The 25,774-nt window shown below is 49.2% G+C and carries 21 protein-coding genes and 1 pseudogene; 5 read left to right on the top strand and 17 right to left on the bottom strand.

Features of this window, described 5'->3' with window-relative positions; genetic code table 11:
- Positions 1-657 precede the first annotated feature (657 nt).
- Positions 658-1,818: a hypothetical protein gene (locus BLU99_RS05705; RefSeq protein ID WP_091900222.1), complete on the top strand. Its 1,161-nt coding sequence runs from the start codon at positions 658-660 to the stop codon at positions 1,816-1,818.
- A 42-nt stretch (positions 1,819-1,860) separates the two neighbouring features.
- Here the strand turns inward: BLU99_RS05705 and BLU99_RS05710 are convergent, their stop codons facing one another.
- From BLU99_RS05710 to BLU99_RS05735, 6 genes are all read right to left on the bottom strand, one after another.
- Positions 1,861-4,131 carry an N-6 DNA methylase gene (locus tag BLU99_RS05710; RefSeq protein ID WP_091900223.1) on the bottom strand — a complete coding sequence of 757 codons (2,271 nt, stop codon included), beginning with the start codon at positions 4,129-4,131 and terminating at the stop codon, positions 1,861-1,863.
- A complete protein-coding gene (locus tag BLU99_RS05715; RefSeq protein WP_091900224.1) occupies positions 4,128-4,331 on the bottom strand; it encodes a helix-turn-helix transcriptional regulator in 204 nt (67 codons plus the stop codon). The genes BLU99_RS05710 and BLU99_RS05715 overlap by 4 nt, the downstream gene beginning before the upstream one ends.
- Positions 4,332-4,901: 570 nt before the next feature.
- A complete protein-coding gene (locus tag BLU99_RS05720; protein ID WP_091900225.1) occupies positions 4,902-5,546 on the bottom strand; it encodes a hypothetical protein in 645 nt (214 codons plus the stop codon).
- Complete coding sequence (locus tag BLU99_RS05725) at positions 5,522-5,812, bottom strand: DMT family transporter (RefSeq protein WP_091900226.1); 291 nt, start codon at positions 5,810-5,812, stop codon at positions 5,522-5,524. The genes BLU99_RS05720 and BLU99_RS05725 overlap by 25 nt, the downstream gene beginning before the upstream one ends.
- A gap of 33 nt (positions 5,813-5,845) precedes the next feature.
- Entirely contained in the window at positions 5,846-7,054 is a 1,209-nt protein-coding gene (locus BLU99_RS05730; protein WP_091900227.1) for an AbiH family protein, read from the bottom strand.
- Between the two features lie 11 nt (positions 7,055-7,065).
- Positions 7,066-8,880: a GmrSD restriction endonuclease domain-containing protein gene (locus BLU99_RS05735; RefSeq protein WP_091900228.1), complete on the bottom strand. Its 1,815-nt coding sequence runs from the start codon at positions 8,878-8,880 to the stop codon at positions 7,066-7,068.
- A 160-nt stretch (positions 8,881-9,040) separates the two neighbouring features.
- On the opposite strand from BLU99_RS05735, the gene BLU99_RS05740 reads away from it, so the two are divergent.
- Positions 9,041-9,463 (top strand): hypothetical protein, encoded by a 423-nt coding sequence (locus BLU99_RS05740; protein WP_091900229.1) that lies wholly within the window; start codon positions 9,041-9,043, stop codon positions 9,461-9,463.
- Between the two features lie 943 nt (positions 9,464-10,406).
- Positions 10,407-11,408 carry an aldo/keto reductase gene (locus BLU99_RS05745; RefSeq protein WP_091900230.1) on the top strand — a complete coding sequence of 334 codons (1,002 nt, stop codon included), beginning with the start codon at positions 10,407-10,409 and terminating at the stop codon, positions 11,406-11,408.
- 50 nt (positions 11,409-11,458) lie between these two features.
- Here the strand turns inward: BLU99_RS05745 and BLU99_RS05750 are convergent, their stop codons facing one another.
- The 5 genes and pseudogenes from BLU99_RS05750 to BLU99_RS05770 form a co-directional block, all read right to left on the bottom strand.
- Positions 11,459-12,478: an aminotransferase class I/II-fold pyridoxal phosphate-dependent enzyme gene (locus BLU99_RS05750; protein WP_091900231.1), complete on the bottom strand. Its 1,020-nt coding sequence runs from the start codon at positions 12,476-12,478 to the stop codon at positions 11,459-11,461.
- Positions 12,479-12,523: 45 nt separating this feature from the next.
- Positions 12,524-13,303 (bottom strand): annotated as a pseudogene (locus BLU99_RS05755) (ABC transporter ATP-binding protein); the annotation flags it as partial.
- Positions 13,300-14,256: a glycosyltransferase family 2 protein gene (locus BLU99_RS05760; protein WP_091900233.1), complete on the bottom strand. Its 957-nt coding sequence runs from the start codon at positions 14,254-14,256 to the stop codon at positions 13,300-13,302. The pseudogene BLU99_RS05755 and the gene BLU99_RS05760, both read right to left, overlap by 4 nt.
- Before the next feature lie 11 nt (positions 14,257-14,267).
- The gene (locus tag BLU99_RS05765; protein ID WP_091900234.1) at positions 14,268-15,872 is read right to left on the bottom strand and encodes a hypothetical protein; all 1,605 of its coding nucleotides are present in this window, start codon (positions 15,870-15,872) and stop codon (positions 14,268-14,270) included.
- 92 nt (positions 15,873-15,964) lie between these two features.
- Positions 15,965-16,582 carry a manganese efflux pump MntP gene (locus tag BLU99_RS05770; protein ID WP_091900235.1) on the bottom strand — a complete coding sequence of 206 codons (618 nt, stop codon included), beginning with the start codon at positions 16,580-16,582 and terminating at the stop codon, positions 15,965-15,967.
- A 151-nt stretch (positions 16,583-16,733) separates the two neighbouring features.
- Between BLU99_RS05770 and BLU99_RS05775 the strand changes: the two genes are divergently transcribed.
- The gene (locus tag BLU99_RS05775) at positions 16,734-18,920 is read left to right on the top strand and encodes an alpha-galactosidase (protein WP_091900236.1); all 2,187 of its coding nucleotides are present in this window, start codon (positions 16,734-16,736) and stop codon (positions 18,918-18,920) included.
- Positions 18,921-18,983: 63 nt separating this feature from the next.
- Here the strand turns inward: BLU99_RS05775 and BLU99_RS05780 are convergent, their stop codons facing one another.
- Genes BLU99_RS05780 through BLU99_RS05805 form a run of 6 tightly spaced genes read right to left on the bottom strand, consistent with a single transcriptional unit; the run spans position 18,984 to position 24,699 of the window.
- A complete protein-coding gene (locus BLU99_RS05780) occupies positions 18,984-19,586 on the bottom strand; it encodes an HAD-IB family hydrolase (protein WP_091900237.1) in 603 nt (200 codons plus the stop codon).
- A gap of 4 nt (positions 19,587-19,590) precedes the next feature.
- Positions 19,591-20,685, bottom strand: coding sequence for an acyltransferase family protein (locus BLU99_RS05785; protein WP_091900238.1), 1,095 nt, complete (start codon positions 20,683-20,685; stop codon positions 19,591-19,593).
- Between the two features lies 1 nt (position 20,686).
- Positions 20,687-22,519: a sulfatase-like hydrolase/transferase gene (locus tag BLU99_RS05790; RefSeq protein WP_091900239.1), complete on the bottom strand. Its 1,833-nt coding sequence runs from the start codon at positions 22,517-22,519 to the stop codon at positions 20,687-20,689.
- Positions 22,512-23,180, bottom strand: a complete 669-nt coding sequence (gene nadD, locus BLU99_RS05795) for a nicotinate (nicotinamide) nucleotide adenylyltransferase (protein WP_091900240.1) — start codon at positions 23,178-23,180, stop codon at positions 22,512-22,514. The genes BLU99_RS05790 and nadD overlap by 8 nt, the downstream gene beginning before the upstream one ends.
- A gap of 56 nt (positions 23,181-23,236) precedes the next feature.
- Entirely contained in the window at positions 23,237-23,812 is a 576-nt protein-coding gene (gene gmk, locus BLU99_RS05800) for a guanylate kinase (RefSeq protein WP_091900241.1), read from the bottom strand.
- An 11-nt stretch (positions 23,813-23,823) separates the two neighbouring features.
- Positions 23,824-24,699 carry a YicC/YloC family endoribonuclease gene (locus BLU99_RS05805; RefSeq protein WP_091900242.1) on the bottom strand — a complete coding sequence of 292 codons (876 nt, stop codon included), beginning with the start codon at positions 24,697-24,699 and terminating at the stop codon, positions 23,824-23,826.
- 214 nt (positions 24,700-24,913) lie between these two features.
- Here BLU99_RS05805 and BLU99_RS05810 point away from each other — a divergent pair, with 214 nt between their 5' ends.
- The gene (locus BLU99_RS05810; protein WP_255397461.1) at positions 24,914-25,741 is read left to right on the top strand and encodes a LytTR family DNA-binding domain-containing protein; all 828 of its coding nucleotides are present in this window, start codon (positions 24,914-24,916) and stop codon (positions 25,739-25,741) included.
- Positions 25,742-25,774 lie beyond the last annotated feature (33 nt).

Here is a 25,774-nt window from a genome sequence, read left to right on the forward strand (position 1 = left end):
TACACCCCTCTTTTTTTATGTAATATTCAGTTTTAAAATCCGTTACCCCGTGGGGGGATAACGGATTGCTTTGAATTATCGGAAAAAGTTTTTGTCTACTTGTCTACTTGTCCAATCAAAGCTTGATGGGATCATTTGGGGAACATTTAACCCACTGACGATCGGCATCACTGCTGAAAATCAGTGGGTTTATATGTTGCGTCGTCAATCTTGAAAAGATGATTACTGCATTTACAGTTCATATAGATGAATATCGTAGTTTGTACTCAATATTTGCAACCCTTTAATGACATTATCTTGGAAATTGGCAAAAAAAATATAAAATATACGATGTTACACATAACGTTTTGAATCTAATTCGATTCTTTTATGTAATTTTGCAAAGCATATTATGTGCATTCAATTAACATTAGTATTAACTCTAAAAATGGATAGTATCAGGTAGAAAAAAGAAAAAAGTGTATAGACATCCTTGACTCAACTGTAATACCAGAACTTGCACTTCACAAAACGTCAGTTTAGTTAAGACAACGGGTGTCTACGCTCAACATATGGGCGTGGGCAGAAGGATTGTTGTCTGACGTGGGCTGTGCAAGGCCTTGGTACCAACCAGAATTCCCCCACGCCCTTTTCTATTTGAGAAGAGCGAAGAGAATTATGGCTGTAAAAATCTTTGATGACTTCAGAAAAGAGTATTGGTTTCATGTTTCGAATCAAAATGAGATTCCTATCTTTGGACATGCAGAAAAAAGTATAGACTCTGAACTGCTTTATACTATAGCCCAACAGATGCCAGGGTCTGATGATGATTTCGAAACTCTAAAACAAATCATTGCGCTTAATCCTGATGCAATTGACACGCTTAGAACTATTGTTGGCGTAACAGACAAACGTATGTATCTTGAATTGAGCTACATTTTTAACAAGCAACGTATTAATGAGAATTCCGATAAAAACTTGCTTGGTGAATCTATATATCTTTTGAAAAAACATTCTGTTAGTTATTTCAAAAGAATGATTGGAAACCAAACAAACAAAGGGAATAAAGTACTCAATGTTATTGCTAAATACTTAGAAGACAGGGGCGTTTTATCTATCTTGCACGTCTTTAACAAGATGGAGTTGGAAGAGGTTAGCTCAATTGTTGATAATCTTCTTTTGCCTAAAGAGATACAACAAGAGGAAACCAAGAAAAGGGGGCATGGTGCAGAACAGGCTCTCGCTATAGTTCTGCATAAATTAGGAGTTTCTTTTATTCCTGATAGACGTCATATAAACCCAATGAGTCAAGATGACCAGAATGTTGACAAAGTTACTTTCGAATTAGCCCAAAGAGATGAAGAAAAGACATGGAGTATGGACTTAATAATCACTCAAGATGAAGTTCTACGCGTATTTGTACAAGGTCTTATCCATAGTTCCGACCCTGGTCAATATGGCGTGAATAAAAGTGGCGAGACTGTTTTGGTCAAGACAGGATTGACGAAGCACAACGAAACCTTAACTGAAAAAAAAGAGCTGTGGGGGCTTGTGGACGGTGTCGGATTTATAGAGAATCCAGAGAATACAGTCTTCAAAATGATTCAGCAGTTTGATACTTTTGTTCAATTAAAGAGTCTCTATAAAGCAGGTCTTAAACTGCACAAATTAGGTATCGTACAAATCAAAGCTATTCGTTTTGATATGTCTTTCTATTCTCAACAAGAAGCGGATGATATGTTCGAATTGTATGGTTCTGAAGACATTGCAAAAATTACCGACAACTCAATACCTGAAGGAACAGAGGTGCCTGCAGGCAAAGCTTGGTTATATGTATAATTAATAAGACTCAGTCAGTTGCAAATCTGGCTGAGTCTTTTTTTATTTGAACCACTGATTTATAATCTCATCTAATTGCTGAATATAGCCTTGTTTGGGGTCGTCAGAAAAATGTCCTTCTCTACAGATTCTTGATAATTCGATGTGCTGATGGTTAGATCTATCAAATTTCGGGATATTTAGACGTCCAATTATGCTAGGGGTAATCTGAGTTCCCACCATATAGTTTTCAATAGTTTTTCTATACGGGGTGGAACTAATAATAGCACAGATATAATAAGCTTCATCTCTATCATCAAAGGCAATAGAAATGATTTTTTCGTTACCTATAATATTTTTGACACCTAAATACCTGTCATTCGCATATTCAACGACTGCTGGAGTGAATTTTTTGCATATGTACCTCCAGCACACCTTGTATCTTGCAAAGGTATATACACCAATACGCTGAAGTGTATAGAAGAACTGCTCATGTATAGATTCATCCATACTTGTAAATCCTTTTCTGTCCACCAATTCTTTCTTGAACTCAGAAAAATATCTTTCTGTTAACGGATATTGAGCAAGTACTTTTTTGTTAATAGGATACATTTTGGTCTCTGATGTATGAGGACAGAGTATGTATTTTGAATACTTGTATGACCAGAAATCAAGGTCATTTCCTGTTAGAAAAGGAAAAACGTACTCTTTTTCTACTTCAAGCTGAACTTTCTTCATCTTATTTTTAGCTCGTTCAGTTATATTAGAAACCAATACATTATCATTCTTTTCAGTATCGATATTGAGCCAGTATATGCCATTGGCACCACCTGTGAACACTCCTGTCCTTGCAACTAGTTCATTGCTACCAAGAGTAAATTTTGAATAACTCATTTCATCTTCTGATTCAGTAATCCAGCCAGAATTGATTGCTGTTTTTGAAGATGGACGAGCCTTCAATGAGTCAAAACCAATATATTTATCTAAATCAAAAAGCGTATTGCTCTCAAATGATTTGATTTTGGATGAAGGATTCCAAACAACATAGTCAACAGGGTAGCTCGTTTTAGCACCCTTTTCAATATAAATTATTGCAGTTCTTGTAACCGCATCTTTGAATGGCTTTATTTTTGTTAGGTCATCTACTCTCAGAACCTTCAAATCAACATTCTTTGGTATAATTCTGAATTTGCGAAATCCTTCACCTTGCTTTATTGATTTAAACAGAGTTTCCTTCACAACAAATCCAATTTTTCCTCCTATTGCCAGATAATTATCGATGACAACGTATGTTAGCAATACAGATATGTCTTCTTTGATGAAGTTCGTATTTAATCCTTTTTGAGAAAAAAGGCCATAATATTGCCATAATTGAGCATGCTGCATACGATAATTATCAGGCATATATTCCCAATTAACCCATGGTGGATTACCCACTATATAGTCATACTGAATTTTAGGGACTGTGTCATAATTATTGTCCTCACCATAAAGGAAGGCCATATCATTAATGGCTATTGTGTCAGCACAATAAATGGGAATTTCTAATGGAGAAGAATCCAAGCCACAATATTTACTATAAAGAAGCAGGTAATTCGTTTTTGCAGCTAAAACAGTTAAAGGATTAATATCAATGCCGCATACATTCGAAAATATTGAGTTGTTCGATGATTTTCGATATTTGTTTATTAACGCAACAATAAATGTTGCAGAACCACACGTAGGGTCAATATATTTTTTTAAAAAAGCACAATCATCATCCTTTGTAATCTGTTCAATAACGGTATTTGCTAGCCAATATGGGGTGTAATATTCGCCTACACTGTGTCGAATTTCTTTAGGGAAAATACACTCGAATATTGTGCTTATTGCATCACCTTCTGTTTCAATGTCTTTAAGATTAACTGAGTTATATACTGAGTTTATAAAAGGTTCTATGTTTGCAATTGACAGAAACCAATTGTAATATGAAATGCAGATATAATTAGTTATTCCCCTTGAAATATAAGTTTTATCCTCAAAAACATCATTCACAGATTGATTATCTCCAAAGACGGCCTTATGTGCAATAATTCGTAGAATTATTGAATAATATGTTTCCAAACAATAAACGAATTTAAACAATTCTTCTTGTTCCGAACCTAATATAACATCAAAAGTATCTTCTAACTTTTGAACATTGATTTTTCTTTGGGTATCAAATACACCATGTATATATGTAAATCTTTCTTTCCATTCGTAATAGGAAGAAGACAAAACTGCTGACTCAAATAATTTTTTTATGGAACTAGTATATACATTCCCTTGATACCAACTTATATCTGTTCTCATCATATTTCTGAAGGTTCTATTAAAGTACGTCTATCTACGTTAAGAAGGGTTGCTATTTTATCGATAGTATTTAAATCTGGCTGTATACTATTGCTACACCATTTGCTTACGGTACTTGGAGTTTTGCCAAGTTCGTCAGCAAGCCATTTGCCGGTTTTCCCTTTCTCGACAAGTACAACTTTAATTCGATTCAATTTTGTCATGATGCCACAATTGATTGTAATTTGGTGCAAAGGTATTAAAATTCCAGGAAATAAACGATTGTTTCCTCCAAAAAGACTACCTAAAACTATAATTTCTATGAAATTATTGCCAGTTGTCACATGGGAAGCTCATTTTTCAGCCACTATTTCTACCCCCCAAAAATATTTGTACTCTAATAGATAACCTAATTACTAACAAATATTATGCTATTACGAACAACACCCCCAATGCCAAAATCTGAAAATGATTTTGTTTCCCGTGTTAAGTTTTGTTAAGTGGTATTTTCTTTCTTTTGTTTTCAATATCTCTGTTTCCAGTTTGTTCCTTTTGCGGTTTTCGTCTCTTTAATATATCTGTGTATCAGCCACTTATGAATAATCAGCAGATTTTCAAGAAAAAGATCATGATGTATGTTGGTTGCAGTTGTGCGATGAGGGAAGAAAATGGAATGCAGAGAGGGGATTGAGGGTATGAGATAAAACAAAACGGACATAGAGCAACCCGTTACCCTGTGAGGGGATAACGGATTGCATTGGATTATCGGAAAAAGGTTTTGTCCAATTGTCCAATCAGGTCAGCAGTTGGGCGAGTTTCTTGAAACAGCCTTGCTCCTTGTCGTCTTCCACATAGCCGTCGGCCTTCAGACGTAGAATCTTCTTGTAGGCGGCATCGGGCTTGTCGTAGCCGTAGCACCGCATCACGTCTTCTCGGGTGAAGATGTCGGGCAGACGGTTGTAGCCGTCGATGGAGCGCTGCTGGTGGCGATGGCCTGCCGTCTGTACGTCGTTGTTCATGTCGTCGAAGTATTTCTCGGCGAGGACGCCGAAGAAATGCTGCTGGGTGGCGTACTGGATGCGGGCGATGAGCTCGCAGAGCTTCCAGTCGGTCTCGTCTGTCTCGTAGGTGCCGCGCCACTGCTTGCCCTCTGTATGGAGCGAGGAGAAATGGCGCATATCGATATAGGGGGCGGCATAGTTCAGGGCATGGTAGGGCACACGCTTCAGCATGAGCTCGTTGGCCTCGCTCTGGTCCTCGGCGGCATCCGTCATGCGGTTCTTCGTCCAGTCGTAGAGGTGCTTCACCAGCGACCACAACGGCAGTTCGCCCGCACGGCTGTCGAGCTTGTAGGCCCACATCTTCATGCGCTCCAGGCGCTCCCAGTCGATGCTCCGCTGCTCTTCGAAACTGATCATCTCGAAGTTGGTCTTGGGCATGGGGATGACGGCCAGACGGGCGTCTGCTTGAAGACGAATATCCCTATCAAAGTCACAAGTACAATACCTAAGGCCGACCATATGGCATATGCCACGCCGATGGGAATCGTCTTCAGACACAAACTGAGACAATATAACGACACCAGGTAACAAGCCAGAGAGGCCACCGTCGGCAGAGGACGCGTAAAACCATCTGCCATCTTTAATAGCGAAGTTGCTCCTGTCTCGAAGACGATGGCAAGCAGCAGATATATAAAATGATTCATAATTTATATCACAATTCTTTTGTTTTAAATATTCTACTGAGTAAGTAGCTCGCAGAAAGACTTGTTTACAACTCTGTCCCTCATCAAGTTCATATCAGTAAAGTTTCTGCTTATATTCTCAACCAATTCAAGATAACTGTCTGTTCTTTCGTTCTTCTTATAGTAATATGGTTTAATAGAAACACAATTCTTATGCTCGAATAGTCTGTTCAGTAACGTACGGTCAGAATTGCCACACGAATGGCCCATGATGAGTATCTGATAGGGCGCCGATTCTATAAAGGAAAGTATCTTGCGATAATTGTTTGCTTCAAGATATCTAATCGATTTAATATTTCCTAAGAACTTATTTTCGTTCTTATCAAGAATAGTCATATAATCTTTATCCAACTCATCTCCATAACCGAAGATTACACTTGAAGGATCTTCCAGACTGCCGTGTATTTGATTAACCGAGAAGATTTCGCCCTCTTTTAGATATAGCTTGGCAGTGCGCGTATAGTTGAAGTTGACCAGCATAATCTTGTCAGGCAACAACAACTCTATAGGTGGATCCATAAGGGAATCCTTCCTCTTGTACTGCTCTCTATAATCATCCACATATCCCTGCGTATAGCAATTACTTCCGTAACACCGCAATTTGTACTCCAAGTCCTCATGACTTAAATTCATTCCTGATTTAATATGCTCTTTAAGTGCATTTGTTCCTTCAATAGATATATCTTCCTTTTTTATTGGGGCATATATTTTTTGGCGGATATCTGTCTTCAACAATCTATCTGATATCTCAATGCTTTTAAGGTATTCGACTAACAAGTTCTGTATATATTGAAGTTGAGCATTGAGTTCTCCAACAGCTGACATAGAAGAATCTTTCAAAGCATATTTCTTCAGTAGATTATAATACTCATTCTCAATATCTACCCAACCCAGTGTTCCTATACTGTTATAAATTCTTTCGAAAAACGGGCTATACTTGATGCTATAATTGTTCTTATCACATAACTTGGCAAAGTAATCTCTTTCACTCCAATTGGGAAGTTTACATCGTTGGATGTATATACGCCACGACTCATATTTTAATGTTGTCATCGAACAGAGTATATCCGTTGACGTATTTGTACTTTCCTTATGAATATTAAAAAACCTTTTCTGCCAATACCAATAAAGAAAATTCTCATAACTGGTTCTGAGGTTATGTGCCAGGTCGAAGCCGTTTCCAATGAGTACAAGTCTGTTCATGTCGGAAAATATTACAGATTGCAATAATAGTCTTGAATCTTCTTTGCCATCATTTCCCTACGCTTACTCAAAAAACAAAGATAGTCCGTATGTTCCATCTTGATGATATCCGTTGGAATACAGTTGGCATTGAGATTAGCAAGTAATTCGGATTGAATGCAGATGTTACCATAGGCGGATTCCCCCTTTTCACATGCAGAAAAAGCCTTGTCAAAGTAAACAAATGGAGCATCATCGGATATGTCTTTGTTGACCTGGGTGTCTAGGTAAGTATAGTTTGCAATCTGATTATACGTTGCTTTATCTTTCCAGCCATTCTTAATCAGATATTGTTTAGGGAAAATATGATGAACATCACCAATGACTGTTATGAGGTCACTTATCTTCGTACCCTTAGAGAAAAGAGCATCTTCAGAGTTGTGTATCTGAGCGGCAATAAACGTATTGAAATATGGACTGTTAATGGCAGATGTTTCCAACCTCTGTACCAGCCCAATTTTCCAAAAAGTTTCCGACAACTCTGCAGCTTCAATCTCCTCAAAGAACTGCTTGAAGCCTTTTGACTTGATACTCCTTAAGTCTGCATCCATTACAGTTTCTGGTGAGCCTATGTAACGGCTTGTGAGTGTTGTAAGGACGTACCACTTAGTCACATATTTATCAATTAGTTTCTTGTCAAAGTTGGAATCTGAATGAAGAAGAAGGAAGAGTGTATAAGCAAAATCAAGAGTCATGCTTGAATTAATCAACTTGGGTGTGATAAAGCCTGCAGACTTGATAGCCAATAGGAAGTTTGAAAAAGAATAGCGGTTCATAAAGCCCAAAACACCCTCTTTCAACTGTTCGAAAGACTTTTCTGCAATTTCTTCCTTATACTCTCTAGTCTCGAAATCGCGACCGCCCAATAAACTGACCAGATCCTTCATCTTACCCCTACCGAACTTATACATAAAGGCTATTCGGAGAATATCACCATAGCTGGGGTCAAATATATCTTCCTTATCGTCTTTGAGCCAAGACATTGCCTTGAAATACTCGGAGTCCTTGAAGTCTTTATCTTTGCACATATCTGCATACCAATCTGGCTGTGCAGCCAAATGTGAGAAGTAATCAATACCTTTTCTCAACATATTACCACCATAGATTACGTTCGCAGCAATCTTCGACATGGCAAAGTCTGATTGATTCAGCTTCGCACCTTGGGAGTTGATGCGGATAAAGATTTCTGTCACTTTATCAATCGTTAAATCCTTATCGAGTGTTATTACTCCAATCTGACTTGTCCTGATCCTTAGAAGCTTCATGATGGCATCATTAATGACACTACCATTCACATCTGGGTTGTTCTTACAATACTCATTCACAAATTCCCATTGATTAAAGGAAGGAGCGAATATATCTGCAATATCTGCAATCCATCTTTTATCCTTTAAGATGGCATTATCTTGTACCTTAAATCTCTCTTCCTCAGTATCATCAGGAAGCAAAGGATTAAAAGAAATTTTAAACCTACGCTTGTTAAAATCCTCTGTTATAATCTCCATTCCCACAATGGCAGTCATGAGTGCAGTTGTCCTTTGTTGGCCATCAATCATTATTTTCTTACCAACAGCAAGAGAACCATCTTTCAACTTCATGTCAGGATTTTGGGATATAATAAGATAGCCCGTAGGATAACCAGTGTATAGAGAGTCAATAAGATCTCTCACTTGCTTTGCCTTCCATACAAAAGGACGTTGGATTTCTGGGATAGCGATTTCACCACTCTTTATGAATCCTAATACTGTTTCTACGGATAAGGTTGATACGGTATATTTTTCTGCCATAATAAAGAAAGATTTATGCCTTTGCAAAGATACGACGAAACAATTAATTATCCAAAAACCACGAGGAATATTTTATACAATACTTTCCCAATTTGGAACAAATAGTCAATGCACATTTTGAGGATTGTGATATTTTTTCTATCTTTGCGGGCGAATTCATATGATGTACATGATAGATTGGATCACGTGTTGCTGCTACATGATGTTACGTAAGTTTCATTATGCGGATTGGGATGCAAAGTACACCGCTATCTTGAATAGTAGTGCAGTTTGTGGATTTCTTTTTATTGCAGTCGTTGATATGATATTGTTAATAGTTTCTCCGGAGAGACTTCAATACCTCTATGATTATCCAAGGACGAGATACCTTCTTTCCGGGTTTATAATTCTATTCTTACTCATTATTCGATATTATTATCTTCGTAAAGATGCTATCCCATTAATGGAAGCTGTTTTTAAAAGTAAAGGATGGGACAAAGGATGGCTTCTGTTCGTGGCTAGTGCAGTTATATTGGTTGGTTCTATTGTTATAGGGTTCTTTGTTGCACAATACGTAAAGTCCCAAGGTATTGTGTTTGGATAAAAAAACACTTTTGCCGTCCAACTATCTTCCATCCATGATCTATCGGCAAGATATTTAGCGTTTTTCTGCGCCAACATACGAAAACTTGCCGGTATCGGCAAGAAAGCGACCATAAAATACAGAGAATCATAGAAATTCAGCCCCCTCATCAACAAGATCCAGTACAGCCAATTCTCTTCCCAGACTGACAGATTAGCCGAGGCCCCCTTATACTTAAGCCCCCTAATGGGGGCCAGTATAAAGGGGGACACCTCAAGCTTGTTCTGTCAGGCCGCCGTCGCCAACGGTTATCTCACCAACCAAATGTCTCTGTAAGAACCCGCCCTTCTTGGACAAGCCAAGCGAGCAGAGCTCGAGCGCGACAAGCTCAGGGACCACTCAGCAACCGTGCCCCAACTACACCCTTCTGCGACCAACTAAGGAAAAGTACGTCCCACTACGCCCTACTACGGAAAATCGCTCTTTGAGATGCTGTACCTTTGCAAACGATAACGCCAGCGGGCCGAGCACCCCCCAAGTAAGTGTGAAAGAGATAATCCCTTTCGGTGAAAGAGACGTCATCTACGACTGATGGAGATAATCCCTATAGGGGTATAGACCCTATCTCCATGACCCATAGAGCCTATCCGGATAGCTCATAGAAGGCATCTCCTTAAGCCAAAGATCCCCCCTCGGCATCAACGGCCTATGTTTAACTAAAATTTTAATTCAATGCGAAGACAAAATACTACCACACCTGTTCTTGTATCACGACGAGAAATGAACGGATTGGCTCCAATATGTTGCGCACAAACGGCATTTTTTTGTATGATGTTGTACGTGTGCAACATCATACAAAAAAGTTTTATTCTGTCTTGCTTCTTTCATGCGAAAGATTTTGTATATTTGCGGCTGGAAACAAGGAGGGATGCTTCTGATTGATAACACTAAAAACATCTGATTGATGAAGAGAAAATATGTGGCGGCGCAAGAGCGCTATGACAACGGGACGGTGTATGAGCGCTGCGGGCGCTCGGGGGTGATGCTGCCGAAGGTGAGCCTCGGCTTCTGGCATAACTTCGGGAGCGTGGACCCGTACGAACGGAGCCGGGAGATCACACGCTTTGCCTTCGACCACGGCATCACACACTTCGACCTGGCTAACAACTACGGGCCGGTGTACGGATCGGCCGAGGAGACGCTGGGACGACTGATGGACGAGGACTTCAGACCGTACCGCGACGAGCTGTTCATCTCGACGAAGGCGGGCTACGACATGTGGCCCGGACCGTACGGCGACTGGGGCAGCAGGAAATACCTGATGGCAAGTCTCGACCAGAGTCTGAAACGGATGAGGATCGACTACGTGGATCTGTTCTACAGTCACCGCTACGACCCGAAGACGCCGCTGGAGGAGACGCTACAGGCACTGGTGGACATCGTACGGGCAGGCAAGGCGCTGTATGTGGGCATATCCAACTGGCCGCTGGAGGCGCTGCGACAGGGCTACGACTACCTGAAGGCGCGCGACGTGCCGCTGCTGATCTATCAGGGACGACTGAACATGCTGGACCGTAAGCCGCAGCAGGAGGGGATACTCGACTTCTGTGCGGAGAAGGGGGTGGGCTTCATCGCTTTCTCACCGCTGGCACAGGGTCTGCTCACGGACCGTTACCTGAACTGCGTGTCGACGGCCGACGGGACTGTCGGCGGCATACCGGAGGACTCAAGGATGTCGAAGGGGAAGTTCCTGAGGAGCGAGATGCTCACGCCGGAGCTGCTGACCAGGCTGAGGCACTACAACGAGGTGGCCGCAGGGCGCGGGGAGTCGCTGGCGGAGATGGCGCTGGCCTGGATCCTCGCCCAGAAAGCGGTGACGTCGGTGCTGGTGGGTGCCAGTTCGACGGCGCAACTGGAGAAGAACCTCCGCTGTGTGGGTGCGACGCCGTTCGACGAGGATCTGTGATCGGAGGAATCGAGAAAAAACGAAAAGAGGATATCGTGTAGGGCTCTCTGTCAGCAGAGGGCCTTATATTTTTGGATGGCCTCGACCAGGGCGTCGTCTTCCTCGGGGGTCTGGGCCGTCACACTGAAGCAGTGGTTGTCGAGGCCACGGAAGTTGGAGGCGTCGCGGATGAGGATGCCATGGTTGTCGACGAGCCATTTCTTCAGATGCTGCGTATTGCCGAAGTCGATGTTCACCAGCATGAAATGGGTGTGGGTGTTCATGACCATCACACCGCTGATGGCCGACAGGCGCTCGCGCAGGCGCTGGGCCTCGGCGAGGTAGGCTCTCAGGTCGGGGATCATCGTCGGGTCGTTCTCGACTAGGTACTTGCCGGCCTCGATCGCCAGGGCGTTCACCGTCCAGGGCTGACGGATCTGGCGCAGACGGTCGATGATGATCGGCGAGCTGAAGATATAACCCAGGCGCAGACCCGGGATGCAGTATTTCTTCGACAGGGAACGGATGAGCAGCAGGTTATAGCAGTCGGTCATCTCGACGGGCTCGAGCATCGGACTCAGGGTGTAGTCGGCGTACGACTGGTCGAGGACATAGACATAACGGGGGTTCTGACGGATGATGTGGTTGAGCAGGCTCTTCAGCAGCACGTTGCCCGTGGGGTTGTTGGGGTTGCAGAGCCAGTAGAGGCGCTTCTCGGGCAGCACATCGAGCTCGTCGGTCATCTCGTAGGAGATGAGATGGTCGAAGGCCTTACAGGCATCCTCGTACTCGTTGAAGGTGGGCTGTGGGATCACGGAGGCCCAGCCTTTGTAGAGTTGTGCCACCAGATAGATGGCCTCGGTGGCGCCATTGGTCACCATCAAGGTGCTCTCGGGCACACCCAACTGGGCGGCCAGCAGTCGTTCGAGCTCGCGCGGCTCGGGCTCGGGGTAGTGGCCCACCACCTCGAAGTGCCGCATCAGGTGGGTCTTCAGGTCGGAGAGGTCGGCGCCTTGGTAGACCTTCGTACTGAAATTCATCTTCACCTTGTCGCCATAGCGAAAAGCATCATCACCATGTCCGTAAAGCATAGGTTTTTTCTTATTTTATTCGGGTATAGTATCGTCGTTGCGGATAATCCGGATGGTCAGCGTGTCGCGGTCGAAGACGATGCCCTCGCGCTCGATAAAGCGGCCGAGGACGCCCTCTTGGGCCAGGGCCTGGGGGCTGCCGATGACCACCCCGTCGGCACGCGACATCAGCCAGATGGTGTCGGCCAGCTGCAGGGCCAGCTCCACATCGTGGGTGGAGAGGAAGACGGTCTTGCCCGCCTGACGACTGATGCGGCGGAGCAGCTGCAGCACCTCGACCTTGCTGGGGTAGTCGAGGAAGGCGGTGGGCTCGTCGAGGTAGATGACGGGGGTCTGCTGTGCCAGGGCCTTGGCTATCATCACCTTCTGTCGCTCGCCGTCGCTCAGCGTATGGACCATACGACGGCTCAGATCGCCGATGCCCACCAGGGCGATGGCCTCGTCGACGACGCGGAGATCGGACTTGGAGTAGGTGCCCCAGAACCCGGTATAGGGGGAGCGCCCCAGGCTGACGAGCTCGCGCACCGTCATGTTCCTGACGTCGGGCTTCTCGGTGAGCACCACCCCGATGCGACGGCTCAGCTCCTTGTCGGTAAAGGTGGAGAGCTCGCGCCCTTCGACATACACCTCGCCGCCTGTCTTCGGCAGAAAGGCGGAGAGGGTGCGTAAGAGCGTGGACTTGCCCACGCCGTTGGCACCGAGCAGACAGGTGAGCTCGCCGCTCCTGATGGCGCCGTCGATGCCGGCAGCCACCGTTCTCACACCGTGCCTCGTCTGATAGCCGATGCTGAGACGCCTGAGCTCTATCGTGCCACCGTCCTTCATACGATCTTCTCGATGTGATAACGCGGACGGTGCTTCACCTCGACATAGATCTTACCGACGTACTCGCCGATGCAACCCAGCGACATGATGACCACACCGCCAATCAACCACAGGGATACCAACAGAGAGGTCCAGCCTGGCACCACCGACCCTCTGATATAGGAGTAGATGCCCCACGCCAGCACCACCAGGCCGACGACGAAGCAGCACAGGCCGACGACGAAGATGACGGTGATGGGCTTGATGCTGAACGAGGTGATGCCATCGAGGGCGAAGGCCAGCATCTTTCCGAACGGATACTTGCTCTCGCCGGCAAAGCGCTCGGCACGGTCGTAATAGACGCTCTTCGTCGTGAAGCCCAGCAGCGGCACCAGTCCGCGGAGGAACAGGTTGCGCTCGGGATACTCGCACAACGCCTCTACGGCGCGACGGCTCATCAGGCGGTAGTCGGCATGGTTGTAGACGGTATCGGTGCCCATGGCAGCCATCAGCTTATAGAACGCCAGGGCCGTCGTGCGCTTGAAGACCGTATCGGTCTGGCGCTCCTTACGCACACCATACACGATGTCGGCACCCTCGAGGTAACTGTCGACCATCGCGGCGATGGCGTTGACATCATCCTGCAGGTCGGCATCGATGGTGACGATGGCGTCGGCCTCGGTCTTGAACGACTCCATGCCTGCCATCAGCGCATTCTGGTGGCCGGCATTGTGGGCCAGTTTCACACCCCGCACCTGACTGCCCTCCTGCTGGAGCTGACATATCAGCGGCCACGTAGCGTCCTTGGAGCCGTCGTCGACATAGGCCACGAAACTGCTGGGCGCGATCTTCGACTTGGCGGTCAACTCGCCCAACAGTCCTGTCAGGCGTTTGTTGGTCTCCGTCAGTACGGCTTCCTCATTATAGCACGGTACGACGATAACCAGTCTGGGAGGGGTGTTCTCTGTCTGCATAACTTCTTCGCTTATTCGTTTAACTGATACAGTCGGTCGGCCTTCTTCGTGAGCTTGCCCGTCTGCGCGATCTCGTCAAGGATATGCGCCGTGGGCGTGGCGGCCACCACATACTTGTCGCCTGCCACCATCTTCGAAGAAAGGCTGTCGATATAGGATTCTATCTGTTGCTTGTCTCTCACGCCCTCATACAGGATGACCCGCCAGAAATGCAGGTCGCGCTGCGAGTCTGAGATCGTGAAACGGTAGTCTTGGGGCATGGAGGGCACCACGCAGAAACGACTCTCGTCTGTCATCTGGTCGAAGGCGACGGGGGCCGAGGTGCCCCACTCGAAGGTGAGGATGTCGGACGTGCCGACAGTGTCGAGCACGGCCTTCTGCTGCGCGCGCCACGTGCCGAGGGCACTCTTGAACTGGTGGATATACCATGTATAGAACAGATGGCCTGAGGCCAGCATCGCCTCGTCGTTCGTCAGGAGCTGATAGCCAGCTCCGAGGCCCAGCGTGACCTCGGCACGGGCTGTCTGCGTGGTATACAGGGGCAGCACCATGCCGGCCTGCTGCAACGGACAGGACTGTAGCCACGGCATGTCCAGACTGCGCTTCCGCAGGGAGACGGTCATCAGGAGCAGGGCCAGCACCAGGGCCGTCCACTTGAGGACAGGGCGGCGGCACAGTGTCTGCTCCAGCCACGACAGGGCGCGCACGCCTGCGATGATGACAAAGGGTGCATTATACAGGAAATGCTTCGACGCGTTGCCGAAGGAGGCATAGATGCCATGGAGCAGGAGGATGGGCAGCAGCACGAGGAACAGCTCTTTCCACCGCCGCTGGGCGATGATCACACAGAGGCCGATGGGGAGCAGGATGAGATAGGTCAGGGAATAGAAGCCGAAGATGGCGAGGATGCGCTCGATCGGCGTGATGATATGGTTCCACTGCTGGTAGCTGCCGTAGGTGTTCAGGGCGTCGGCGCGCAGCAGCCAGAAGAAGAACAGGGCCGCCGCCACGACGATGACCGCATAGACGGCCGAGGTCTGGATGGTCTGTCGCAACGTCTTACCCTGGTAGATCAGCAACGGCAGGATGGCGGGGAACACGATCACGATATCCAGGCGGAACAGGATGGCGAGGCACATGAGCACCCCCGACAGTGCATAGCGCTGGCGACTCATGAGGATCAGCGCCCACAGGAAACAGGCTACCGAGGGGATGGCGGTGTTGGGGTACATCGCGATGGCATACATCTCGGGCAACAGGATGGCGGCTATCAGAATGCGCGTCCGACTGGCCTGCGTGATCTGACGGGCAAAGGTGATACAGCCTGCCAGGAACACGAAGGACGACACGACCGTCAGGACGCAGTAAATCTGCTCGCAGGTGAGGAATGGCAACAGGTGCTTCAGGGCGACAATGAGGATCGTGATCAGCGGCTGCATGCGGTATTCATAGGAATAGACGGGCGGCAACGACCAGCCGTTACGATACATCACATCACATCCCAGAATAATCTCATTACCGTCGGTCTCATAGCACTGAAGGGGGAAAATGCCCAGACACATCCATGCGACAAACAGCACCAGTAGTATCAAAAAATATCTCTCACTCTTACACATAGCATCTGCAAATATACGAATTATTTCCAATACTCTCTATACGAAAAAGGAAAAAAGTACGACATCACGCCCAACTTCTTGTCGGCCGAGCCTCATCCGACACCCCACAGATGGGACACCAGGATCTTCACACCTATCAGAATCAGGATGATGCCGCCGAGGATGCCTGGCTTCAGACGACGGGCCAGCGGTCCACCGAAACGAAGGCCCAGACGGGTGCCGAGGAGGCTGAACAGGAAGGAGACCACGGCGATGATCGGCAGCGGAACCATGAGCTGCGAGAGATGACGATAGCCCATACACGCAAACGAGATGCCGACAGCCAGGGCGTCGATGCTCGTGGCCACGGCCAGCAACAGCTGGGTGCGGAGGCGGTGGGGGTTGAAATGCTGCTCCTCCTCGGGCGAGAAGGCCTCGCGGATCATGTTGCCGCCGATGAAGGCCAGCAGCACAAAGGCGATCCAGTGGTCGTAGGCCTCTAACTGTCGACTGAACCAGCTGATGCCCAACCACCCTATCAGGGGCATCAGGGCCTGGAAGAAACCGAAAAGGAAGGCCATGCGCAACCGTGTATGGAGTATCGGGCACGACGCATGACGGTCGTCGTGTGCCGCCGTCCGTGCACGGACAATGACACCACTCACGATGGAAACAGCGAAACAGTCCATCGCCAGAGCAACGGCCAACAAGATGATATCTAGTAAGTTCATATAGTACTATCTGTTCTTTTTTCTGTACTTTGTCGCAAAAGTACAAAGAAACACGCAGAAAACAAAAGAAACAGGTCTGTTTTTTCCCCTGTTTATCAATTTCTTCGTATCTTTGTGCACGATTAAACGCATCAATAACTAAAGCATTCTTATGAAAAAAACGCTATTCCTCGCCCTCCTGATGCTCTCGTCGCAGATGGCAGAGGCGAAACAGGTAACGGTCCAGACCAAGAACATGACGATGGTTCTGAACGTGGACGAAGGGAAACAGCCACAGTATGTCTATTTCGGCGCTAAGCTCAGCGACTACGACCTGGCACATCTGCAGGCGCCGAGAGGCGGCAGGATGGATGCCTATCCCGCCTACGGCATGGACTGTCCCGCAGAGGCCGCCCTGGCCATGCGGCATGCCGACGGCAGTCTGGCTACGGAACTGGTGGCCACAGGGGTTGAGCAACAGGACGGTGTGACCCGTATCCACCTGAAGGATACCGTCTATCCCGTCACCGTCGACCTTTGCTACAAGGGGTATCAGGATGTGGATATGATCGAGACCTGGACGGAGATCAGGAACGGAGAGGCTAAGCCCGTCACCCTGACGCAGTTTGCCTCCTGCTGTCTGCCCATCCGCCGCGGTAACGTGTGGATCAGCTCTTTCTACGGCTCGTGGGGCAACGAGGGTATCCTCTGTGAGGAGCCGCTGACACCAGGCGAGAAGATCATCAAGAACAAGGACGGCGTGCGCAACGCTCATACGAGTCGCGGAGAGGTGATGTTCTCACTCGACGGCAAGGGACAGGAGAACAGCGGCGACGTGATCGGGGCCGCTATCTGCTACTCGGGCAACTATCTGCTGAAGGTGGAGACTGATGACAGCGACTACCACTATTTCTTCGCTGGCATCAACCCCGACAACTCGGAGTACCACCTGAGGAAAGGGGAGACGTTCGTCACCCCGAAGATCGCCCTGAGCTTCTCCAAGGCAGGTCTCTCGGGCGTATCACGTAACTTCCACAAGTGGGGGCGCGAATATATGCTCGCCCATGGCAACAAGGAGCGCAAGGTGCTGCTGAACTCATGGGAGGGTGTCTACTTCGACATCAACCAGCAGGGCATGGACCAGATGATGGGCGACATCGCCTCGATGGGGGGTGAGCTCTTCGTGATGGACGACGGCTGGTTCGGCGACAAGTACCCCCGCAAGACTGACAACTCCTCGCTCGGCGACTGGGTGGTCGACAAGAACAAGCTGCCTGAGGGTATCGAGGGTCTGCTGCGCGACGCCAAGAAGCACGGTATCAAGTTCGGCATCTGGATCGAGCCAGAGATGGCCAACACCGTCTCCGAACTCTACGAGGCTCATCCCGACTGGATCATCAAGGCCCCGAAGCGCGAGCCCGTACAGGGGCGCGGCGGCACTCAGGTGGTGCTCGACATGAGCAACCCCAAGGTACAGGACTTCGTGTTCTCGATCGTCGACAACCTGATGACCAAATATCCTGAGATCGACTATATCAAATGGGATGCGAACATGTCTGTCATGAACCATGGCTCACAATACCTGACCATGAACGACCAGAGTCATCTCTATATCGAGTACCACCGTGGCTTCCAAAAGACCTGCCAGCGCATCCGCGCCAAATATCCCGACCTCACCATCCAGGCTTGTGCCTCTGGTGGCGGACGGGCCAACTGGGGCGTGCTGCCCTACTTCGACGAGTTCTGGGTGAGCGACAACACCGATGCCCTCCAGCGCATCTACATGCAGTGGGGCACCAGCTATTTCTTCCCTGCCATCGCGATGGCGGCGCATATCTCTGCTACGCCCAACCACACCGTGCAGCGCACCACCTCGATCAAATACCGTATCGACGTGGCCATGAGCGGTCGCCTCGGCATGGAGATACAGCCGAAGAACATGACGGACGTGGAGAAGGAGATCTGTCGCGAGGCCATCAAGGAATATAAAGAGGTAAGACCTATCGTTCAGCTGGGCGACATCTTCCGTCTGGTCTCTCCCTACGACAAGAAGGGTATCGCCTCACTGATGTATGTGAACGAGGAGAAGACCAAGAGTGTGTTCTTCTGGTGGAAGACGGAGTCGTTCCAGAACGAGCACCTGCCCCGCGTGAAGATGGCTGGTCTTGATGCCAAGAAGATGTATAAGGTGCATGAGCTGAACCGTATCGACCGCTTCCCGATGGATATCGAGGGGAAGGTGTTCAGTGGCGAATACCTGATGAACAACGGTCTGGAGATGCCCCGCAGCAACAACCCCAAATGGGCATCGATGCGTAGCGACTGGTCGAGTCGCGTGCTCTACCTTGAGGCGGAATAATCTGACAGTTGGCTGTTAGCTGTTTGGTTAACAGCCAACTGCTTTTATAAAGCTTTTCATCAACTAAAAAGATCTGAGAAACCCTTGATCGGCAAAGGCAAGCAACTCGCGGTCGCCACGGCTGTCGCCATAAGCCGTCAGGTGATAGGTCTCACGGTGAGGGTATAGGGCCAGAAGCCGTTCCACCTTCTCCTGTCCGTAGCAGTTGCGGGTGAGGAAGCGGCCCGTGAGTCGACCATCCCGCACTTCGATCTGTGTGCCTATCACCGTCACTGGCGGCAGACGGTCGTCGCCTTCGAAGAACGGCCGTACCCAGTTGTCGATAGACGCGCTGATGACAACGAGCTCGGCACCCTCGGCGGCTGCCTGGCGCATGGCCGCTATCCCTGCAGGCCGGAGCAGATGGCGACTGTCGGCAGCAAACGAGCGACAGAGCGCATTAAAGGTCTCCTCAGTCATCCCTCGGAAATAGTAAGAGAAAAGGCGCTGCTTCGCCTTCCAGTTCGGATAGAGGTGTAGCTTCATCAGCACCAGCAGATGGGCATGACGGAGGAATCCCTCCACAAAGGCTTTGGTTCCCTTTGCATAACGGATAAACGCCAGCAACGTGTCGTGAGTGGTCAGCGTACCGTCGAAGTCGAAAGCATAGACGTTGGTTATCGGCATCTGACTAAAGCCTCGGACAGGCAATCTCGTTGATCAGCTTCTTCACATACCACGACAACAGGATGGTCGCTGCGACATAGAGGAGCAGGCCGGCATACATATCATCACGGATATAAGGACGCACGAAGATCTTACGCACCAACGGGTGCGTCACGAAGATGGCGGCGGAGATCGTACCCAACCACACCACATAAGGGAACACCTGTTTCGGAATCAGCTTCACCAGGGCGATGGTTCCCGTCACGATGAAGACTGGTATCCAGAGCCAGGCCTGTGCATAGAAGCTCATCAACAGCGTCAGGCCGATAGAGACGACCAGCGTCAGGATCTTCAGCCAGAGCTGTTGCTTGTCTGTCAGGCTCCAATGGAGCGCCGACGACATCGACCAGTGCCCCACCAGCACACCCATGCCGAAGGGCAGCATCCCACCGACAAAGTTGTAACGCAGACGCTCGAGCAGCACATTATCGTCGAGGAAGAACTCCTGCCACATCCAGCATACGAGGATCAGTAACACCACAAACACCCAGTGTGTGCGATACATCACCAGGCGGTAGAGGATGTAGAGTTGCATGGTCACACTGAAATACCAGTAGGGACCAGGCCACACCACCTCCGAGGGATGCTCGAAGAAGTTGGCATACATGCCCAGGATGGCTACCGCCTCACTCAGCTTATAGCGATGGATACCAGGGGTAAAGGCATCGAAGAGCGTGAATAACACAAAGCCGACGATCAGGATGCGGAAGAGCTTCAGGTAGTTATACCTGATAAAACGCCAGATGCCCACAGGCTGGGTCTGTCTCTTCTTGAGGTTACGACTGTTCTCGTATTTCATCACCAGACCGTAGCCACTCAGGAAGAGGAACACTGGCACACCATAGTGGCCGAAGAAAGAGATCAGGTGCATCGGCAACAGGTCGTCGGTGTTACAGAGGACCGTCCACAGGCGGTCCGTCTTCCACATCTGCCAGTTATACTCGTTCTCTCGAACGATGCCTGTCAGCCAATGACAGTAGTTGTGCAGCATGATGCCCAGGATGGCTATCCCTTTCATCGCCGTACACTCTTTCCGTGTCAGAAAATCCTCATTCACCATTTTACTTCTTTTTCAGTTGGTCATAGTCGGTCACCCCTTTCAGGATACGGGGCCTACGGGTATCATAGTCAGGACTGATCACGTTGCACGAGTCGTGATAGTACTTACAGGAGATGCCGCCGAGATAGAGTAGCAGATGAGCCAGACGGTCAGTCATCAGCGGTCTGTCCTTCGCATCCTTGATGGCCTGCCAGCCATAGGGATGGTTCTCTATATACTTCGGGGAGCCCCAGATCCAGAACGGGATCTCAAACTCCTCACGTGCCAGTCGGTAGTCGATGGCTGCCGCATGCATCCGCCCATATATATACGGGCGTCCGTTGAAGATCTCCTCGGCATGGTCGGGCATATAGATCACCAACGCATCCTTGTCGGCGAACTTCCGCGTGACCTCCGCCACGATAGAGTCGTTGTAGAGCACGGAGTTATCATAGTCGGCCAGTATCAGCTTCTGTTTGTTGCTCAGGTCGGGACGGTCGTACATCGCTGCCCGCAGGTGCTTCCGCGTGGCCTGCGGATAGCGCGACTTATACATCAGGTGCGATCCCATCAGGTGCAGAATCACCAGATTATGCTCCGTGTTCTCCTTCTTCAGTCGCTCGTACTCGTCGAGTACGCCTTCGTCGAAGCGGAAGAGCTTCGTGTTACGGGTGTCAAACTGTGCCTTGCTCAGCTCGGGGTGGTTCAGGAAGAAGCCTCCACTGAAGTCGTAGACCGCCTCGTCGGCCTCGGGCAGGAACTGGTTGGTGATGAACGTGACATGATAGCCTGCCTGACGGAACACCTCTGGGAAGAGTGGGTAGTCGCACCAGTCGCCTGGGTCGCCCACGGTATAGAGCGACATGATCTGCTTGAACACGTAGCTCGTGAGGTTCCACGGGGCCACCACATCGGTAAACGGTATCAGCGAGCCTTCCTTCGCCAGCGCAAGCTGACGGGGGGTCGTCGGCATCTTATAGCCATAGAGCTGTGAGTGGTGCTTGTTATAGCTCTCGCCGATCACCAGTACGATGTTCGGCACACGGAAGGAACAGCTGTCGACCACCACCTCGTCTTTCACAGAGACCAGTGTCTCCAACTGGTGAGAGGCAAGACTGTTCGCATAGAGACTGAACACCAGACGGTAGATGGGCAGATAGAGCTCTGCCTTCGGCTTCAGCGTCAGCTGGTGCTCCACCTCACCGATGGTCTTCTTCGTCATCAGTCGGTGGATGGCCTCCTTGTTGGTCCAGCACTCGTCATAGGCATGATACATCAGCACTGCGACCCCGATGCCAAGGGCACAGCGCAGGGCAGTGCCCAGGAAACCTGTCACTCCCGGGTTCAGTACTGGTAGTATCAGTCGTTTCCTCAAGCGACAGAGTCCTCGGCGCAGCAGTGTCCAGAGGACATGCGCCAAGAGAATCAGTAGGATATAACCCACCTTTGAGGTGAGGACATCCCAACTGAGGTAGCCAGCCAGGAACTCGCCAGCCTCCTGACTATTGGTCTCGCCAACAAGCATCAGCATCGTCGGCGTCAGGGTCGACTCAAAGCGCACATAACAGTACATGTCTGCTATCGCCACACCATAGAACAGGATATAGAGCAGTGCCTTGACCCAGATACGGACCTTCCGTGGGATCAGCGTCAGAACGACACAGACGATATAAAGATCGAAGAAAAGCTCCAGGGCCGAGAGCTCGTACGGCTCAGCACCGTTCACATGAAGAGGGATCTCCACCTGTGTACACAGCCAACCGAGTACGAACATAAAAACAAAGAACGCACCGTTCTGTTCGATCGGGGCGAAGAGATATCCTATCCACTTGAATATATTCAGTCGTCTAAGCATAATAACCGTTTCTCTTGATGATGTCTGCTACGGCACGCGGCACCAGTTGTCGGATGCTCCGCCCCTCACGGATCCGTCGACGGATATCCGTGCTCGAGATATCGATCAGTTCCGCCTCGACAAGGCTCACCTGTCGGCCGTCGATGCCGGACAAAGCAGCTTCCATGGTCTCACGTCGCGGATAGACCACCACTCGGTAGCTCTTCAGGATATCCTCATGACGATACCACTGGTCGAAAGAGGCCCAGTTGTCGCCTCCGATCATCAGCACGAACTCCCGATCGGGATAGTCGCTGCTCAGAGCCTGCAGGGTGTTCCAGGTATATGACGGCCGCGGCAGATGCATCTCATAGTCACAAGCCACAATACCCGACTCATTCTTCACCGCCGCCCTGGCCATCGTCAACCGTTCCTCGTCACCGAGCAGGTCGGCCTGCTGCTTCAAGGGGTTCTGCGGCGACACCATCAGCCACACCTCGTCGAGCTGCGCCTTTTCCCTGAGAAGCCTCGCCAGTGCGAGGTGCCCGTTATGTATCGGATTGAACGAACCCCCGAAGAGCCCTGTGACCGTCTTCTGCGCCTCCGAAGAGATACCCTTCCCCCGCTCCTCCGAAGGAGAGGAGAATTTGTTGAGGTTCTTTGGAGGATTATTCTTATTCATTTCTTGTTTCTCTATGCCATGTAACACCCGAAGGGCATCCCTCCCCTGTGAGAACGTTAGGAGAGGTTCAAGAATTCCTCTATCACCATCAGGGCATCGGCCTTGGCTTGTTCCAGCACATCGTTGACGACGATACGGTCGAACTTCTCTGCGAAGGTCAGCTCAAATTCCGCACGAGCGATACGCTGGTCGATCACCTCAGGTGCATCCGTACCCCTACCCTCCAGTCTGCGACGGAGCTCCGCCACCGATGGGGGCTGGATGAAGATGCTCAGTGCCTCGTTGCCATAATGCTCCTTGATGTTTACGCCACCCTTCACGTCGACGTCGAACACCACGTTCTGGCCAGCTTCAAGTTGGCGCTCTACCTGTGCCTTCAGTGTACCATAGAAACGATCCTGGTACACCTCCTCGTACTCCAGGAACTCATCGTTGTCGATCCGCTGACGGAACTCCTCGGGTGTCAGGAAGAAATACTCCACACCATTCTGTTCCGTTCCTCTCGGTGCCCGCGAGGTACAGGAGATAGAGAACGCCATATTCAGTTCCGGATGCTCCTTCATCAGCCATGAGATGATGGTTGACTTTCCCGTCCCACTAGGGGCAGAGAAGATGATTAGTTTTCCTCTCATATGTCTACGCTTTACAAGGCATTGAGCACTTGTTCTTTAATCTGCTCAAGTTCGTCTTTCATCTTGACGACGATATTCTGCATCTCGGCCTGGTTGCTCTTCGAGCCGGTGGTGTTGATCTCACGACCCATCTCTTGGGCGATGAAGCCGAGCTTCTTTCCCTGTCCGGCAGGCTCGTTCATCGTGTCACGGAAATACTGCAGATGGTTCGTCAGGCGCTGTTTCTCCTCACTGATGTCGAGCTTCTCGATATAATAGATCAGCTCCTGCTCGAGACGGTTACGGTCGTAGTCCACTCCAGGGATGGTCTGCAGACCTTCCACGATACGTGCCTTGATCTTCTCGACACGGCTCTGCTCATACGGCTCGATATCGGCCAGCAGACGGGCGATATTGTCAATCTTCTCAGTGAACTTCTTCTGCAGGGCGGCGCCCTCCTGGGTACGGAAATCGGTGAGGTTCTTCAGAGCCTCAGCCACAGCACCGCGCAGAGCCTTCCACTCCTCCTCGTCGAGCACCTCCGTATCAGTCTTCGTCAGCACGTCGGGCATACGGAGCAGGGTATAGAACCAGTCTTCAGGCATGGGGATGCCCGTCTTCTCCGAGATGCCCTTGATCTGCTGATAGTAGTTCTCTACCAATGCGGCATTGATGGGTGTGGGGTCGACGGCCAGCTCTTTCTCTATCCACACGTTCATATCAACCTTTCCCCGGATGAGGGCCTCGGCCACCATCTGTCGCATCTCCATCTCCTTCTCACGGTAGAGGGGTGCGATACGGGTGTTCAGGTCGAGCTGCTTCGAGTTGAGCGACTTGACCTCTACATGGATCTTTTTCTCTTTATAGGTTACGACAGCCTTGCCGTAGCCTGTCATTGACTGTATCATGTGTACCTTATTTAACTATTTGGCGGCAAAGGTACGAAAAAACGAGAGCAGAACAAAATAAGTTCACTTATTTTTTATGCCGAGTGCAAGTATCTTCGCGATTTCTATCGCAAAGATACGGAAATCGAGAGAAAAGCAAAAGGAAAAAGTTGAAAATCTTTGTTTATGTGAGGAAGAATATATACCTTTGCGTCAAATTCAACTATACCTATTCATGAAGATCTTTTCTATACTAACGCGCAAATACCCCTATCCACAGAACAGACTGTGGCTGAGAGACAGTGCTGTATATTGTACCATCGTGTTCCTGATCCTCTACCTGCTACAGCCCTTCGGGTTCAGTATGTATCATGGGAACAAGCTGTTGGTATCGCTATTGTTCGGCATCGTCACCTTCGCATGCTGTTATATCTTCGGCTTGGTCTTCGTGCCTTTGCAGAAACGTATCTCACCATGGCGTATCTGGCATGAGGTCTGTTCGACACTGGTCATGATCTTGTGTATCTATCTCTGCAACCTCCTCGTCTTTTTCTTTGTGTTCCACTATCCAATCAACCTGGAGTTCTGTCTGTTGTCGTTTTACTGGACACTGATTGTCGGATTGGTCATCACCGTCATCTCTGTCAGTGTGAGCTACTCCCGTCATCTACGCAACGAACTGGCCTCGATGCTTAACAAGAACACCGAGGAGCAGGCCGATATCCAGGTGACCATTCACGACACGGCAGTGCGCAGCAAGGATCTGACAATCGGCATCAATGATTTTCTCTATGCCGAGGCACAGAAGAACAACGTGGTGATATACTACCTGTCGGAAGGTCAGGTGACGAACACGGAGCTACGCTGTACATTAGGCTCTATCCTAGAGGATCTGAGCTACGGGAACATCTTCCAGTGTCACCGTTCGTTCATCGTCAACATGAACAATATCTCGTCGGCCAAAGGCAATTCCAACGGCTATCAGCTGATGCTCGGCAACTGTCGTAACCAGGTGCCTGTATCACGCACTTACGTGCCTAAGTTGAAGTCGTTTATTGCTTAGTCAGTCGTCCCAAAATCTAGCATTTCACCTTCT

It is taken from the genome of Prevotella sp. lc2012, from assembly GCF_900107065.1.
Classification (GTDB): Bacteria; Bacteroidota; Bacteroidia; order Bacteroidales; family Bacteroidaceae; genus Prevotella.

What these genes read in the sequence shown, in the direction of transcription:
- BLU99_RS05780 (WP_091900237.1), bottom strand. Translation starts at nt 19,586, where the DNA reads ATGCCGATAACCAACGTCTATGCTTTCGACTTCGACGGTACGCTGACC.
- BLU99_RS05745 (WP_091900230.1), top strand. Translation starts at nt 10,407, where the DNA reads ATGAAGAGAAAATATGTGGCGGCGCAAGAGCGCTATGACAACGGGACG.
- nadD (WP_091900240.1), bottom strand. Translation starts at nt 23,180, where the DNA reads ATGAATAAGAATAATCCTCCAAAGAACCTCAACAAATTCTCCTCTCCT.
- BLU99_RS05715 (WP_091900224.1), bottom strand. Translation starts at nt 4,331, where the DNA reads ATGACAAAATTGAATCGAATTAAAGTTGTACTTGTCGAGAAAGGGAAA.
- BLU99_RS05775 (WP_091900236.1), top strand. Translation starts at nt 16,734, where the DNA reads ATGAAAAAAACGCTATTCCTCGCCCTCCTGATGCTCTCGTCGCAGATG.
- BLU99_RS05810 (WP_255397461.1), top strand. Translation starts at nt 24,914, where the DNA reads ATGAAGATCTTTTCTATACTAACGCGCAAATACCCCTATCCACAGAAC.
- BLU99_RS05770 (WP_091900235.1), bottom strand. Translation starts at nt 16,582, where the DNA reads ATGAACTTACTAGATATCATCTTGTTGGCCGTTGCTCTGGCGATGGAC.
- BLU99_RS05710 (WP_091900223.1), bottom strand. Translation starts at nt 4,131, where the DNA reads ATGATGAGAACAGATATAAGTTGGTATCAAGGGAATGTATATACTAGT.
- BLU99_RS05760 (WP_091900233.1), bottom strand. Translation starts at nt 14,256, where the DNA reads ATGCAGACAGAGAACACCCCTCCCAGACTGGTTATCGTCGTACCGTGC.
- BLU99_RS05730 (WP_091900227.1), bottom strand. Translation starts at nt 7,054, where the DNA reads ATGAACAGACTTGTACTCATTGGAAACGGCTTCGACCTGGCACATAAC.
- gmk (WP_091900241.1), bottom strand. Translation starts at nt 23,812, where the DNA reads ATGAGAGGAAAACTAATCATCTTCTCTGCCCCTAGTGGGACGGGAAAG.
- BLU99_RS05735 (WP_091900228.1), bottom strand. Translation starts at nt 8,880, where the DNA reads ATGGCAGAAAAATATACCGTATCAACCTTATCCGTAGAAACAGTATTA.
- BLU99_RS05805 (WP_091900242.1), bottom strand. Translation starts at nt 24,699, where the DNA reads ATGATACAGTCAATGACAGGCTACGGCAAGGCTGTCGTAACCTATAAA.
- BLU99_RS05765 (WP_091900234.1), bottom strand. Translation starts at nt 15,872, where the DNA reads ATGTGTAAGAGTGAGAGATATTTTTTGATACTACTGGTGCTGTTTGTC.
- BLU99_RS05750 (WP_091900231.1), bottom strand. Translation starts at nt 12,478, where the DNA reads ATGCTTTACGGACATGGTGATGATGCTTTTCGCTATGGCGACAAGGTG.
- BLU99_RS05785 (WP_091900238.1), bottom strand. Translation starts at nt 20,685, where the DNA reads ATGGTGAATGAGGATTTTCTGACACGGAAAGAGTGTACGGCGATGAAA.
- BLU99_RS05720 (WP_091900225.1), bottom strand. Translation starts at nt 5,546, where the DNA reads ATGCCCAAGACCAACTTCGAGATGATCAGTTTCGAAGAGCAGCGGAGC.
- BLU99_RS05790 (WP_091900239.1), bottom strand. Translation starts at nt 22,519, where the DNA reads ATGCTTAGACGACTGAATATATTCAAGTGGATAGGATATCTCTTCGCC.
- BLU99_RS05725 (WP_091900226.1), bottom strand. Translation starts at nt 5,812, where the DNA reads ATGAATCATTTTATATATCTGCTGCTTGCCATCGTCTTCGAGACAGGA.
- BLU99_RS05740 (WP_091900229.1), top strand. Translation starts at nt 9,041, where the DNA reads ATGATGTACATGATAGATTGGATCACGTGTTGCTGCTACATGATGTTA.
- BLU99_RS05705 (WP_091900222.1), top strand. Translation starts at nt 658, where the DNA reads ATGGCTGTAAAAATCTTTGATGACTTCAGAAAAGAGTATTGGTTTCAT.